Annotated in this window: 16 protein-coding genes; 6 read left to right on the top strand and 10 right to left on the bottom strand. The window is 36.9% G+C overall.

What is annotated here, in order from left to right; translation table 11 throughout:
* The first annotated feature begins 6 nt into the window (after nt 1-6).
* Entirely contained in the window at nt 7-1848 is a 1842-nt protein-coding gene (glmS, locus tag BLS38_RS01615; protein ID WP_092746581.1) for a glutamine--fructose-6-phosphate transaminase (isomerizing), read from the top strand.
* A 151-nt stretch (nt 1849-1999) separates the two neighbouring features.
* Nucleotides 2000-2578: a hypothetical protein gene (locus tag BLS38_RS01620; protein WP_092746582.1), complete on the top strand. Its 579-nt coding sequence runs from the start codon at nt 2000-2002 to the stop codon at nt 2576-2578.
* Between the two features lie 186 nt (nt 2579-2764).
* Here the strand turns inward: BLS38_RS01620 and BLS38_RS01625 are convergent, their stop codons facing one another.
* From BLS38_RS01625 to BLS38_RS01655, 8 genes are all read right to left on the bottom strand, one after another.
* Complete coding sequence (locus tag BLS38_RS01625; RefSeq protein WP_092746583.1) at nt 2765-3973, bottom strand: glycoside hydrolase family 28 protein; 1209 nt, start codon at nt 3971-3973, stop codon at nt 2765-2767.
* Between the two features lie 445 nt (nt 3974-4418).
* Nucleotides 4419-5354, bottom strand: a complete 936-nt coding sequence (locus tag BLS38_RS01630; protein ID WP_342027982.1) for an AIR synthase-related protein — start codon at nt 5352-5354, stop codon at nt 4419-4421.
* A 30-nt stretch (nt 5355-5384) separates the two neighbouring features.
* Complete coding sequence (locus BLS38_RS13050; protein WP_213030491.1) at nt 5385-5582, bottom strand: hypothetical protein; 198 nt, start codon at nt 5580-5582, stop codon at nt 5385-5387.
* A 306-nt stretch (nt 5583-5888) separates the two neighbouring features.
* Nucleotides 5889-6209: a DUF6176 family protein gene (locus BLS38_RS01635; RefSeq protein ID WP_092746584.1), complete on the bottom strand. Its 321-nt coding sequence runs from the start codon at nt 6207-6209 to the stop codon at nt 5889-5891.
* Between the two features lie 89 nt (nt 6210-6298).
* Nucleotides 6299-7435, bottom strand: a complete 1137-nt coding sequence (argE, locus tag BLS38_RS01640; protein ID WP_092746585.1) for an acetylornithine deacetylase — start codon at nt 7433-7435, stop codon at nt 6299-6301.
* Between the two features lie 2 nt (nt 7436-7437).
* The gene (locus BLS38_RS01645) at nt 7438-8406 is read right to left on the bottom strand and encodes a LysR family transcriptional regulator (protein ID WP_092746698.1); all 969 of its coding nucleotides are present in this window, start codon (nt 8404-8406) and stop codon (nt 7438-7440) included.
* A gap of 22 nt (nt 8407-8428) precedes the next feature.
* Nucleotides 8429-9103 (bottom strand): DUF1028 domain-containing protein, encoded by a 675-nt coding sequence (locus tag BLS38_RS01650; protein ID WP_092746586.1) that lies wholly within the window; start codon nt 9101-9103, stop codon nt 8429-8431.
* A 15-nt stretch (nt 9104-9118) separates the two neighbouring features.
* On the bottom strand, nt 9119-9532 hold the full coding sequence (locus tag BLS38_RS01655) for a RidA family protein (RefSeq protein ID WP_092746587.1): 414 nt from the start codon (nt 9530-9532) through the stop codon (nt 9119-9121).
* A gap of 239 nt (nt 9533-9771) precedes the next feature.
* On the opposite strand from BLS38_RS01655, the gene BLS38_RS01660 reads away from it, so the two are divergent.
* Nucleotides 9772-11028: a flavin-containing monooxygenase gene (locus tag BLS38_RS01660; RefSeq protein ID WP_092746588.1), complete on the top strand. Its 1257-nt coding sequence runs from the start codon at nt 9772-9774 to the stop codon at nt 11026-11028.
* A 52-nt stretch (nt 11029-11080) separates the two neighbouring features.
* Here the strand turns inward: BLS38_RS01660 and BLS38_RS01665 are convergent, their stop codons facing one another.
* Together BLS38_RS01665 and BLS38_RS01670 are read right to left on the bottom strand one after the other, a co-directional pair.
* A complete protein-coding gene (locus BLS38_RS01665; protein ID WP_092746589.1) occupies nt 11081-11284 on the bottom strand; it encodes a hypothetical protein in 204 nt (67 codons plus the stop codon).
* A gap of 84 nt (nt 11285-11368) precedes the next feature.
* Nucleotides 11369-12319 carry a D-2-hydroxyacid dehydrogenase gene (locus tag BLS38_RS01670; protein ID WP_092746590.1) on the bottom strand — a complete coding sequence of 317 codons (951 nt, stop codon included), beginning with the start codon at nt 12317-12319 and terminating at the stop codon, nt 11369-11371.
* An 869-nt stretch (nt 12320-13188) separates the two neighbouring features.
* Between BLS38_RS01670 and BLS38_RS01675 the strand changes: the two genes are divergently transcribed.
* From BLS38_RS01675 to BLS38_RS01685, 3 genes are all read left to right on the top strand, one after another.
* Nucleotides 13189-13980: an SDR family oxidoreductase gene (locus BLS38_RS01675; RefSeq protein ID WP_092746591.1), complete on the top strand. Its 792-nt coding sequence runs from the start codon at nt 13189-13191 to the stop codon at nt 13978-13980.
* 67 nt (nt 13981-14047) lie between these two features.
* The gene (locus tag BLS38_RS01680; RefSeq protein ID WP_171258506.1) at nt 14048-14437 is read left to right on the top strand and encodes a GlcG/HbpS family heme-binding protein; all 390 of its coding nucleotides are present in this window, start codon (nt 14048-14050) and stop codon (nt 14435-14437) included.
* A 22-nt stretch (nt 14438-14459) separates the two neighbouring features.
* Entirely contained in the window at nt 14460-15278 is an 819-nt protein-coding gene (locus tag BLS38_RS01685; RefSeq protein WP_092746700.1) for a helix-turn-helix domain-containing protein, read from the top strand.
* Nucleotides 15279-15300: the final 22 nt, after the last annotated feature.

Genomic DNA, 15300 nt, shown 5'->3' on the forward strand with positions numbered 1-15300 from the left:
AATAATATGTGTGGAATCGTTGGTGGCGTTGCTGAACGTAATATTAGTGACATTTTAATTGAAGGCTTAAAACGCCTTGAATACCGTGGCTATGACTCTGCTGGTTTAGCACTCATTAATCAACAACATGTTTTGCGTGAACGCCGTGTTGGTAAAGTAGTGAATTTAGAAGATGCGGTAAAAACGAGCCAAATTACAGGGACTTTAGGAATTGCACATACCCGTTGGGCAACCCATGGTAAACCAACTGAAGACAATGCTCACCCGCACCTTTCAGACCGAGTCGCTGTTGTTCATAATGGTATTATTGAAAACTTTGAAGAGCTCAAAAATACGCTTATCCAACAAGGCTATGTCTTTTCATCACAAACAGATACCGAAGTCGTTGCTCACTTAGTCACTGAAGCATTAAAAACACATGCAACACTGTTAAGCGCCGTGCAATCTGTTGTTCCAAAGCTCAAAGGCGCATTTGCTTTGGGTATTGTACATGCAGATTATCCAGATGAGCTGATTGCAGTTCGTGAAGGCTCACCTTTAGTGGTGGGTGTAGGTATTGGTGAGCACTTTATTGGCTCAGACCAATTGGCATTACTTCCAATTACCAACCGTTTTATCTACCTTGAAGAAGGCGATATTGCTTATATTACTCGCCAAGACGTACGTATTTTTGCACATAACGAACATGAGATCGAGCGTCCAACCAAAGAACTAGATGCTACTGTAAGCCATGCTTCAAAAGGTGAATACAAGCACTTCATGCTGAAAGAAATTTTTGAGCAACCTGAAGCATTACAGCAAACAATCTCTCAAGCACTCAACGGCAATGCACTACGTGAAGATTTTTTACAACATGCTGAACTTGACTTTAAACAAGTCAAACAAGTTCAAATTATTGCCTGTGGTACAAGTTATCATTCTGGGCTAATTGCTAAATATTGGTTTGAACAACTTATTGACTTACCTTGTCAAGTTGAAATTGCCAGTGAATTCCGCTATCGCTCCCCTGTTATTGTTGAGCATACATTATATGTGTGTATTTCTCAGTCTGGTGAAACTGCAGATACTTTAGCTGCACTTCGTGATACTCAAAAACGTGCTAAAGCGAAGGGCTTACATATCTCGAGTATGGCAATTTGTAATGTAGCAACGTCTTCAATGATACGTGAAACAGATCATCACTTGTTGACGTTGGCAGGTCCTGAAATTGGTGTAGCATCGACTAAAGCATTTACCACCCAACTTGCAGCCCTGATGTTATTTATTTTAAAAATAGGGCAAGTACAAGGCAAAATTGCTGAGCATGTTTTAACAAAAATGATTGAAGACTTATGGCATTGTCCAAAAGTCCTACTCAACACATTACAACACAATGCTGAAATTTTACGCTTGTCTGAGCTATTTGTTGAAAAGCAACACTGTTTATTTTTAGGGCGTGGAACAAATTATCCGATTGCTTTAGAAGGTGCTTTAAAACTGAAAGAGATTTCTTATATTCATGCTGAAGGTTACGCTGCAGGCGAATTGAAACATGGCCCATTGGCACTTGTTGATAATGATATGCCTGTAGTGATTTTAGCACCTAAAGATGACATGTTAGATAAACTCAAATCAAATATGGAAGAAGTTCAGGCCCGTGGCGGTGAGTTATTTGTATTTGCAGATGAACACAGTGGTATTGCTGAGAAAGACCGTCAACATGTGGTTAAAGTACCAAGCATTAGCCACTGGTTAAGCCCTATTATTTATAGTATACCAGTACAGTTATTGTCATACCATGTTGCAGTACTGCGTGGTACAGATGTAGACCAACCACGTAACTTAGCCAAGTCAGTTACGGTTGAATAAATAGTTAAACAACTATTTATTCTTCATGAGCCACTTGTTACTCAGTCATGCGAACAAGTGGCTTTTTTATATGAGATATTTACCTTTAATATAAAATGTGTAGTCTCAATACTCTACAATAAATGCCCTTTATCATATTTTGCATTTTAAAATGAAAAACTTGCTCACCATCACACTATTTACAACCCTTACACTTAGTGGCTGTGCTACGACGAATACCCCAAGTCAGACATCTCAAGCAGCCATCGCTTTTAAAAATATACATCCAAAACATTACAAACTTAACAACATAAATATTCACTTAGTCAGCCAAGTTAATAAAGAAGGGTTTTTAACCAAAGATAATATTCAAAAAACATATGTAGATAACCTAAATCAACAACTAAAACTTCAAAATAAGAGTACAGATAACTCAAATGAAGAGGTGGCTTTAGTTGATGTAGATGTAACGCATAAGCGTATCTTTATGGGAGAAGGTCTAAAATTTATTGCGGGAGATCATATTGTTGGAGGGTATGCAGATACTGTCTTCACTTATAAAATTAATGTTATATATCAAGGTGTAGTTATTGAAACACATACGACAGAAGATGTGATTTCTTACAAAGGTGGCATTATTGGTAATTTTAAGAAAATAGCTCGTGATTTATCTAGTCAAGGCAATGCTCAAGATGAGCTTAACGATGTTCAAAAAGCAACTGCTGATATTGTTAGCCACCTAAAAAGTTGATCTAATCGATTTTTAGTTAAACCAAATAAAAACAATCTCTAATAAATGTTCGATTGATTCAGCTTTTAAAATCAAATGACATCAGACTTAAAAGACCTATTTAAATAGGTCTTTTATTTGCCACTCATGGCCAGAGAAATTAAGAATAACTATGGAATTAATACTGTTAAATTTTGAAAAATAATATTATTTTTTAAGATTAGCGTTATTAATTTTCCAATTAATATTGGCAGGTAAATGCATATTCGTCAAAGTTGCTTGCAAAGGTTTAGTTGCATTTGCACCTTCAAAAATTATATTTGAGCTTCCCGTCACTGTAATTTCATTGTAAGTCACATCATGCCAATTTGCTTTTGTAGAACCAGATTTATTTTCATAAATCGTATCCATTACAATCGCATTTTTCACATTAGACATATTCACATTATTATATCTAATATTTGCAACTTCTCCAGATGACTTTTTATCACTTTTAATGCGTAATCCGTTATCTGTTCCTTTCATGACTAAACCATTGACATCAATGTTATATACCCCACTCACTGTCTCACTACCAATAGATAATCCATGGCCCGCACCAAAATTATTATTTAAGAAAGTCATATCACTTGCAGGGCCAGCATTGGCTTTAATTGCAATATTGTCATCACCCGTACTTATATTACTGTACGCTACCGTTACATTTTTAGAAGAGCTTGGGTTTATACCATCGGTATTTCTGGCAGATGCTGGTGTATTGATGGTGACGTTCCAAACAGTTAAACCATTACTTTTATAAAAAGCCACATGAACTCCTGATGAGTTAATTAATGTGACTTTGTGCAAGGTAATATTTTGACTGTTATTAATTTGAACTAAGCGCGATGCATTTTGCTGCCCATTTGAAGATCTGGCTTTTTGAGCAAGATCCCACCAAGTTGTCATTTTATCAGTGAGTACTTTCCCCCCTTGACCATCAATAACACCTTCTCCATAAATTCCAGCATTACTCGATCGGTCAAACGTAATCAGCGCTTTACACCCTTGACCATTACCTTTAAGTGTTCCACAGGTTTTACTGCCGTTATCAAAAACACTGGCATTATTGTCAGCACGTAAAACTGCACCTTTATCAATAAGTAAACTAACACCTGATGGCATATTGAGTGGCCCAGAAATAAATATACTCATCGATCTATTTGTTGATAATTGCACAGCACTTCCTGAGCCACAAGAATTGAGTGCCTTTTGAATATCTTGAGTAATCACATTATCTCTTGCATAAAGAGTAGTACATACCTTTGGAGGTATTGGCTCTACCACTTTTCGGGTATCTGCAGCATGTAATAAAGAGGTTGCAGAAGATAAAAACAAAACCGGTAAAGATTTATAAAAAAGTGACGTACGATTTAACATATTCAATCTCAAAATAGTGACAAATATCACAAATTAATTATAAAACATAATTTATTATACAAAAATTACTAGGTGTTAATTATTACAACTTACTGATCATTCATTACTTTGAATGATCAATAAACTACAAAATAAACATCGTATTTTATGGAAGTCAAAGACCTTATGATTTAGTGATACCAATTGAAATATTTATTTCAATCATGAAATTTAAAAATATCATTTACCGATCATACAAATAGATCTGTAAGCTCTGCACATGCATGCTGTTTAAGATGCATATTATTAGTATATATTTTTACAATAGCGTAAGGCGGGTTTTACCCACCCTACAATGTACTAAAAGTCTAGAACATACAGCGCCCAGTTCAGCTAAACAGAAATCGCTTAAAGTACGACCATTACCATAAAAACTTAATGTGTTGTACTTTTATGAATAACACACTCAATACTGTTTAGAGACTCCATATTGCTCAACCGTCAGTTCATTTTTACCCGTTACACTGGCTTTGGTTTCACCAATAATTTTTGCATCGACATTAAACGTTTTTGATATAGCAACAATATCGTCTGCAATTTTTTTATCACAGTAAATTTCCATTCGATGACCGCAGTTAAAAATCTTCCACATATCTCTATCAGAAATATGAGCCGACTCTTGGATTGCCTGAAAAACAGCAGGCTTTTCGAAAAGGTTATTTTTAATGTAATGAATATTTTCACCAAAATGAAGACATTTTGTTAAAGCCCCACCGGTGCAATGTATAATGCCACTGATGTTTTTTCTATGTTTTTCAAGAATTTCTTTGATAATTGGCGCATAAGAACGAGTTGGACTTAATAATGCTTCAGCAACTGTAAAATTAGAATTGGGTAAAGCATCTGAAAGATGATATGGCCCACGGTAGACTTGATCTAAAGTAAGTGTTTCAGAGAAAGTTTCTGGGTGTTTTTCTGCATAACTCGAATGAAGTAAAGCATGTCTAGCCACTGTAAAGCCATTAGATGCTATTCCAGAGTTTTCATGATCTTCATAAGTAGCTTTTCCAAATGAAGCTAGCCCTACAATCGCTTGCTCAGGCTGAATTGTATTGCAATCAATCATATGATCACGAGGGAATCTCGCATATACCGTAGAATCAACCATAATCGATTTTACAAGATCGCCGACATCTGCTGTTTCTCCACCGCATAATCGAATATTAACCCCCAAAGATGTCATTTTCTCTGCAAAGTTTCTGTACCCTCGAATAATAGATTTAAGTACATCGCCACTGACTCTTTGACCATTTCGGCCAATGGTATTACTTAATAAAAAACCATCTGTTACGCCAACGCATAACATGTCGTCAATATTCATTACAGCAGAATCAATTGCAATGCCTTCAAAATAAGACGCATCGCCTGTTTCTCAATATTTTATATAGGCAACTGTTGATTTTGTTCCTGCGCCATCGGCATGAATAATAGAAAGTGTGTGTTCATCATCAGCAACCACTTGACAAAATGCACCTGGGAATACACTCGGCTCAAGCTCTAATATTGCTGCATGAACATCTTCTTTTGAAGCAGAAACACCTAAAGCTTTATACGGATCGATGGTTGTCATTTATCATACTCTAAAGAGGAATTTAGACGAATTGAACTGATACGCAATACGTCTAAAACATCAATTTTGAGAAGAGATTAGAGTATGAGTAAAAGTTTTTCAATTCAATGAATATTTTTGCAAAACACAATCAAAATCGGCCATATTATAACCTAAAAAACAATTTCCCCATGCTGTTTTTTTGATTGATTTATCTTAGATAAAAAAATGAATTTGGCCCCTGCACCACTCTGTAATGTCATAAAAGAGAATGTATATAGGCTTATCTTTTGCTATATATATATTTTGCTTCGACATAAGAATGTATTAATTATTTTCTAAATCAATGAGTAGCGTTGCAGTATATTTTCTTTCCCAACAATCTTTAAATTTTTTATGCATTTGATCAATGTCAAAAGTACTGGTTTTCGCTACGTTTTGAGCTTGAGCAATATCATTTGCTCTCATATACGCCAGTAAATAATCTTGTCCATCTAGTTCAATATGAAACCAAGATTCTACACATACACCTTCGGCTTTAAGCGTTTGTACTGCTTCTTCTTTCCTTGCTTGAATGTTTTCTTTCCATTCATTTACGTTCGATAAAGTATTTGGTTTTAATTTGATTAAAACTGCGCCTACATCCATAAATCATATCTCCTACTATTTAAAAAGTCCTTTAAAATAAATAGCTTTACGAACAGTTAATCATATTTAATGTCACTCTACTTTTAAGATTATTGCAAAAAACTGACCAACCTTTCTAAAAATACATCACACTCATGTAATTGACTAAGTGCAATATATTCATTGGGTTTATGTGCAACATCAATTGAACCGGGGCCACATACCAGTACAGGGCAATCTAAAGCCTCAACAAACAAACCACCCTCCGTACCAAATGATATTTTTCCAATTGAAGTATCTTTCGGAAGTAAGTTTTGAATCTGTTGCACGATTGGAATTTTGAGTGCTGTATTCAGTCCTGGGTAGTGATTCATTTCATCAATATGAATAAAATTTTTAAATACACTATGTTCTAACAATGAAAATATTTTTTGCTGAATATCCTGACTACTGTCTTGTGCAATATGACGAATTTCATAATCGATAATACATTCATTCGGTACAATATTTAGTGCCTGCCCCCCCTGAATTTTACCCATGTGTAATGTAGTATAAGGAATGTCATAGTCCACATCTTGAGGATGTTGCTGTGTAATGTCGTGCTGAACTTGTATAATAGCATTCATTAATGCATTGGCTGCATGTATGGCATTACTAAAATGCGGTGCCAATGCAGAATGTCCTTCTTCTCCATGGCACATGGCCTTAAATACAGACTTACCTTTATGTCCTAAAGCGATTTGCATTAAAGTCGGCTCACCCACAATACACAATAACGGCGTAATTACGTATTCAGCAAGTTGCGGTAAAATATCACGCACCCCAATACAACCAATTTCTTCATCATAAGAAATACACAAATGCAGTGGTCTTTTAAGTTGCTCTTTTTGTGCCAATAACATGCTAGACATCGCACAGGCAATAAAGCCTTTCATATCTGCTGTACCACGACCATAAATATGGCCTTCTTTTTCTAAAGCAGTAAATGGTGGACTATGCCAATCTTGACCATCTACAGGTACAACATCACTGTGTGAAGATAACAACACACCTGCCACATCTTGTGGGCCTATACTGGCAAATAGGCAAGCTTTATTACCTTGCGCATTGAGCTTTATAGAAACAGGAATACCATGTTGCTCAAACTGCTGTTGCACAAAATAAATGAGTTCAAGATTACTTTTATAAGATGTCGTATCAAAGGCAATCAATTGTTTTAATAAAGCTTTAGATGCTGTATTTGACATGGCTAGCTGTCCTTTACACGAATATGTGGGTCATAAAAGTGGGGGGCACCCATACCCGGAATATATTGGTCAGAAATAAATGCCCGACATCTGCTAATAAAGGCCTGAGCGACCGTATTTAGTACTGCATTTTTTGCTGTGGCAAGGCCAATTTGCATAGGGCGTTGTTCACCAGAAATACGCATACGTACCAGTTGCTTACCATCTAAAGAATAATTAACCTTAGGTCTAACATTTAAAATACTGTAACCAATATTATTTGCTACCATGGCACGAATGACTTCTGAATTTTTAGATACCTTAACCACATTTGGGCTAAGTTTTTTCTGTTTAAATAAAGAGATAAAGTAGTCATTACTATACGGCATATCTAACAACACCATGGGATAGGTCGCCAACTCTTCCATGGTCACTGCCGATGCATCGGCTAAAGGATGCTCTTTACTAAACAACGCATAAGGTGGCAGACTGGCCAAAGGCTCAAAATGGATTAGGTCATGATCTATGTTTAAATCGTAAGTGAGTACGACATCTAACACATTACGCAGTAAGCCACTAAGTAAAACTTCTTGGTCACCTTCACACACATCTAAATGAACGCTTTTATATAAATGAGCAAACCCATGAATAATTTCGGCATAGAGCATGGGTGCAAAAGCAGAAAAACAGCCCAGTTTTAACGGCCCACGGATTGAACCTGAATAATTGGCTGCCAATGCATATAAATTACCTGCACGGGCTAAAATTTCTTGGCACTCTTTCATTAAGTGCTCACCGACATTGGTTAAAATGAGCCCTTTCGCATGTTGGCGTATAAAAAGCTGTACTTGTAATTCAGACTCAATATGTGCAATTGCTGCAGAAATAGACGGCGAAGATACATGGATCCGCTCAGAAGCAATAATAATACTGCCACTTTCTGCAGTCGCTACAAAATACTCAATTTGACGCAATGAAATACGATTTAGCACAGTAATATCCAAAAATTAGAGTTTATAGATTGCCGGGTACTCCAAAGCTAATTGCCGATGATGGGTCTAAAGCACGCACAATATAATCATCGACTTGTGGCTCATAGGCTTTCCAGATTTGGTAGAGTTCTGCAATCGGGTCTTTCTCACACCAATCTACCCTTAAATCTATAATTGGCCAATCCATTTTATCAACCACCAATAGACCCGCCGAATGCACAGGCCCTGCTTCACCACCTGCATTTATTCCTGCTTGCATGGCCAATAGCAGTCGTTCAGCCAAACACCCTTCACTGTGTTCAAAAGCTTGACACATCACTTCAGGAATTTGTGTGTGTTTTAACATATTACCTGCACAAGCCACTTGATTACCTGTGTGTGTGGCATAAACACCTAAAGTATGTTCACCACTGTAGGTGGCAACTTGTCCTTGCGTATCGAGAACCATCAATTGACGATAGATAATAAATTCAGTATTTGCGACCAACTCATGTATGGCATCTTGGGGAGCAACATCAAAACGGACTAAATTCAGTAGCACTTCGGATAAATTAGGGTCGGTAATATTTTGGCTGACAGCAACGCCAACCCCTGCTTTGGCTCGAATACATCTGGCTGCCACAGCAGGCGATGAGGAGCTTACAGCAGCGCCCATCTGGCCTGTCTTTTGGCAACGTGCAACAATTGAAAATGTCATATATTTATGTCCAAATTAGTCAGGAATTACGGCTGTAGCATCAATTTCAACGAGCCATTCAGGACGTGCTAAAGCAGATACCACAATGCCCGTAGATACAGGAAAAACCCCTTTTAACCATTTTCCAACCACGCCATACACAGCTTCACGGTAGCGTGGGTCAATAATATAAATGGTAATTTTACAAATATCTTCTAATTCTCCACCTGCCTCTTTAAGCAACATGTCTATGTTATACATCGCCTGCTCAGCTTGTCCTTCAACATCGCCAATGCAGACACTTTCGGAGGTATCTAAGTTTTGCCCGATTTGTCCTCTTAAAAACACCATGCTTCCTCTTGCAACCACGGCTTGGCACAGGTCATTGTCTAAATTTTGCTCTGGATAGGTTTTTTTTGTATTAAATGGGCGAATCCGTGTATGTTTCATAGAGTAATCCTTTTATTCGCAAGACAATTTTTCTTAGTATGCAATGCTGTCACCATAAGACAATTTATATTTTCCGTGCCTATACTTCGGTTAATCCGTATTAGCATTCTATTTCAGCCGCATGCTTTCGATTCGTTTTTTTTGATGCAACTGTTTTGGATATGTGATTTTCATTTTATGCCACAAATTTCTAATATCAGTATCAAAGAAAATAGAAATAAGTTATTGAGGATCGACGGATGCAACTACCCAAAAGTATAGACACGGTTGTGATTGGTGCTGGGCAAGCTGGTATTGCCATGAGCGAGCATCTCACTGCATCAGGTACAGCGCACATTGTGCTAGAAAAAGCACGTATTGCCGAAGCATGGCGCAGTCGCCGTTGGGACTCTTTAGTAGCCAATGGCCCATGTTGGCATGACCGATTTCCCAATTTAGACTTTCCCAATGCACCCGATGATTTTGTGCCTCACAACCAAGTTGCTGATTATTTTGAAGCCTATGCCAAACACATTGATGCGCCTGTTTTCACCAATATTGAAGTATTAAACGTTTCAAAAATAAACAATCAGCTAGAATACAACATAAAAACATCGCAAGGTTCACTCACTGCACAGCGTATTGTGATTGCCACTGGCCCATTTCAAAAAGCTAATATTCCACCAATCGCACCAAAAGATTCAGCGCTATACCAAATTCACTCTGACCAATACAAAAATTCCGAGCAATTGCCTGAAGGTGCAGTATTGGTAGTGGGTGCAGGGTCATCTGGGGTGCAAATTGCCGATGAGTTAAACCGCGCAGGTAAAAAAGTATTTTTATCTGTGGGAAAACATGAACGTCCCCCTCGCCGTTATCGTGGGCGTGACAATGTATGGTGGTTAGGTGTACTCGGTGGGTGGGACGTAGAAAAACCCAACAATGGGCCGTTAAAAGGCTTTGCTGTCAGTGGTGCACATGGTGGGCATACCATCGACTTTAAAAAATTAGTACAGCAAGGCATTACCCTTGTAGGAATGACTAAGGAATTTTCAAACAATAGCGTTACTTTCCAAAAAGACTTAGCAGATAACATTCATGAAGGTGAAAAGTGCTATTTAAAATTACTCGATCAGGCTGACCTATTTATTCAAAACAATGGCCTTTCTCTACCTGAAGACCCTGAAGCACGTGTGATTTTAGATGACCCTACATGTATCACAGACCCTATTTTGTCGCTCGACTTAGCTCATGAAAATATTGGAAGTATTATTTGGGCATCGGGATTTAGTTATGATTATCATTGGTTGGACTTAGAAATCTTAGATGAATCATCACGCCCAAAACATCGCAATGGCGTCACAGATATGGCAGGGGTGTACTTTCTAGGCTTACCTTACCTAACAGGTCGAGGCTCTAGCTTTATTTGGGGAGTCTGGCATGATGCCAAACGCATTGCAGACCATATTGCCATTCAAAAAAGCTACTTACAGTACCAACCTCAGCACATAGACTAAGCGTACAAACCTACATGCGCTTAGTTTGGTCTGATGATTGATCTTTATTTTTTTAATGCTTTTTAACTTTTTTATAGCCCAAATAGATTAAAAACAAGTATGGGAACAACAACCACACCATTCCCATACTGATAATAAAATAGATGCCATATACCGAACCCAAAAATAAGCCACTCAAAATACCATCAAGAACAGCCCCTAAAATACCTTCTGAGAGTAAACGTGTTTGCGGTTTATTTTCCTGCTGGTTTTCCATACATGACCTGATTGTAATCACTAATGAATCATTAACATAAAAAAGACGTGATAAGATCATCACGCCTTAAAAGTATAAATTACGCTACAGTAAATTTTTAGCAATGCCTGCAATATTTGAATTGATATTGTCTTGTAAAATGGCAAATAAACGCTGTTGTGCTTCATCTGTTGCCCATGCAATATGTGCTGTTACCATTACATTTGGGTGCGCTAATGTAAGCAATGGGTGATGCTCAGGTGGTGGCTCCACCTCTAATACATCTACCCCTAGACCACCGAGTGTATTGTTATTTAATGCGTCAATCACATCTTGGTTATTGATTAAACCACCACGCCCAACATTCACTAAAATACAGCCTTTTTTTAGCTGGCTGAGTACCTCACGATTGATTAAACCTATCGTTTGGGCATTTAACTCACAGTGCAGTGACAAAATATCTGCCTGAGTGATTGCCTGCTCAAAAGGCACATAGCCTTCACGGCATACTTCTGCCCCCTGACGCTCACTAAAAACCACCTGCATACCAAATGCTTGTGCTTTTTCGGCGAGAGCAAGGCCAATTTCACCCTTTCCTAAAATGACTAACGTTTTACCTTTGAGCTCACGAATGGGTGCTGCTAAATAAAATGACGTTTGACCTTTAGACCAATCTCCCGCACGTACGGCGTTGACTTGTGATGAAAAGTTTTTAATTAAATTCATCATCATTAAAAAAGCATGTTCGGCAACTGCATCGCCTGCATAACCACGAATATTACACACTTTTATATTTTTCGATTTGAGTAAAGATACATCAATATGATCAAAGCCTGTAGAACACAACGCCACCAATTTTAAATGTGGGTTGTTCTTTAAAACGTGAGCATCTACAGTTAAATCACTGACAATAATCACATCTTGGTCATGTACTTTGTCATAGAGTTCTTGCTGTGTTAAACAACCATACTCTGTATATTCAACAGGAAAATCAAAGCTAAAGTCTTGCTTTAATAAAACATCTTTTTCTACACAAGTAATTTTCAAACCATCCATAACAGCATCCGCTCATCTTTTTTTAATTCAACGTATTGCAGTATTTCATACAATAAGTTGAATAAATAGTTCATTTAAAATTAATCTAAATTTCGGATAAAAGTATCGGTTGAAAAATAAGTGATTAGAATCTGAAGTTGAATTACGGTACACGACTAACAATTCTAATCCTTAAGACCAATATTACCGCTTTATTTCTACAGTCGATGATTTTTATAACAGGTGGATTCAAGCAGTAAGTACAACAGTATAAAACTGCCATGACTTTACTTGGGTTCGCTACCCTAGACTCTTTCAAGACGACTGTTCAATTCGTTCTCAATATTTTAAATTTATGTTTTGGCCATCTGCTCGAATGATGATGATTTTAGGATTACTCAATGATGATATCTCGCTTGCACTACATCTATTGGGCATTTGACCACGTCGATTATTGTTCTTAAACCTTAGTTATCCATAGGTTTTTGATATCCAAATGACGTACACTGTTCTAATAATAAGTGATAAATCCATCATAGGAATACACATCTGCCCAACCATGCTCAATTAAAGCACTATGAATTTGTTCGGGTGACCAGTTTTGTAAAATGAGATAAGAAATATATGCATAAGCGAAGTCACACAAGGTGCTGTTTTACTGTAGCAACGTTGCTGTGACAATTCATGTGCTTGTTGAAGACTTCAGAATACAATAATACATTCTAATTTTTGTACTTCATGTTGTTAAGTTCATTAGCTCAAATATCTGTTACTTGAACTTTTCAGTAATAAACATTTGAACATTAGAAGAATATAAAAAAATATTTTTTATGAGATTATTATTAACGATATGTTCAATCATCTTAATATCATACTAGGAAGTCCAAAATATGAGTAAATCAATTCTAATTACAGGTGCTGCAAGTGGTTTTGGAAAGATTGTTGCATTTGATTTGGCAAAAAAAGGGCACAAAGTGATTGCAACTGCGGAAGTTTATCCTCAGGTAAGTGATCTCATTCGTGAAGCTAAAAAGTTGGGCATAAAATTAATTGTAGACAAATTAAATGTAACTGATAAGCGTGATATTGATTATATTGTAGATAAATATGATGTCGATATTCTGATTAGCAATGCAGGAATTATGGAGGGTGGGCCAATTGCTGAGCAACCTTTAGACTTAATTCGTTATATGTTTGACGTTAATGTGTTTGGTGGATTGCAACTCTCGCAGGGCTTTATCAAAAAGTGGGTCGAGCAAAAAAAAGCAGCTAAAATTGTATTTACAACATCAATGGGTGGACTTTGGACCGTACCTTATGTTGCAGCTTATTGCGCTTCTAAGCATGCCATGGAATCTATCGCAGAAGGCATGAAAACTGAACTCACTCCATTTAATATTAAAATCGCAACTTGTAATCCAGGTGTGTTTGAGACAGGATTTAATGACCGCGGCGTTGATACGATTTTTCGTTGGTATAATCCTGAGAAAAACTTTACTCCGCCTTCAGTTTTTGACGAAACAGCAGAATCACTGAGTAACCAATTAGACCCTCAAGCTATGGCGGATGCTATTGTCAATGTGGCTCTAGACGATAACTCCAACTTTAGAAATGTACATCCAAAGGAAACTGAAGACTACATTAAACAACTACAAGCCGATGCTTGGATTGCGAAAAGCTAAATTAATCCATTCAGAGCACAGATATTAGATCTGTGCTTGACAATTTATACAAATGGGAATAATAAACATGACCTATAATGAAGCTTTGAATGCATTAAATAGGGCAAAAGCAAAGGCAAACGAGCTCGAGATACCTGTCACTATTGCGGTAGTTGATCTTGGAGGGCATTTATTGGCATTAGCGCGCCTAGATAGTGTATACGGGGTTGTTGACTTTGCAATAAAAAAAGCAAAAACAGCAATCATGTTTGGTGTGGATAGTGAGACTATGGGCACTATTATTAGTCACGCAGAAGTACATGGTTATGGTATGCTTAACAGTAACGGTGGGCTCTTTACCGTTGCCGGTGGTGTAATAATTAAAGACGAAACAGGAAAGATTATCGGCGCAATTGCTTCATCTGGTGGCACTCCTGAACAAGACAAAGAAATTGCGCTTGCTGGTGCACATTTTTAAACTAACCAAAATGCTTATTAAGATGGAAACAAAAGTAGAGATTATATTTGATAAGCTTGTATACTCCTGTGCATTTCAACAGCATAGGGGGTTCGAAGAATTTATATCCGAACATTTCTTAGGGCTGCAGCTCTCAGGCGAGACACATGCTTTTGATGCTGATGGGAAACACACAGTCATTCAAGAAAATTCCATTGTCTTCGTGAAAAAAAATCAACTGATACGGACTATAAAGTATCCTTCTTTATCAGGTAAATATCAATTTGTTTCCATCATTTTAGATCAAGAGGCTCTTCGCCAATACGCAATTGAAAATAAAGTAGTACTAGAAAGTCAGCATGAAATACAACAAATATTCTTTTTAAAACAGAATGACTTCCTTCACTCGTACTTTCTTTCCTTAAGTCCATATATTAATAAGAGTAAAAAGGCCACTCCCAGATTAGCAGAATTAAAAATTAAAGAAGCTATTGAGATTCTCCTTCAAATTAACCCTAATCTAAAATACGCTTTATTTGACTTCTCGGAACCATTTAAAATTGATCTTGAAAAATTTATGAATCAAAACTATATGTTTAATGTGTCGGTGGAAGCTTTTGCCAAATTAACGGGTAGAAGCATTTCTGGATTTAAACGTGATTTTGCAAAAATTTTTAATACAACACCCAAAAGATGGTTAAAAGAAAGACGCTTAAAAGAAGCTTTTTATCGTATTAAATATAAAAAAGAGAAGCCTATAGACTTTTATCTCGACTTAGGTTTTGAAAACATATCTCATTTTTATTTTGTTTTTAAACGAAAGTTTGGGCTCACCACTTCAAAGCTATTAAATGAAAATTAAATCGCATTTTATTACATCAAAT

This window comes from Acinetobacter boissieri (genome assembly GCF_900096955.1).
GTDB classification, from domain to species: domain Bacteria; phylum Pseudomonadota; class Gammaproteobacteria; order Pseudomonadales; family Moraxellaceae; genus Acinetobacter; species Acinetobacter boissieri.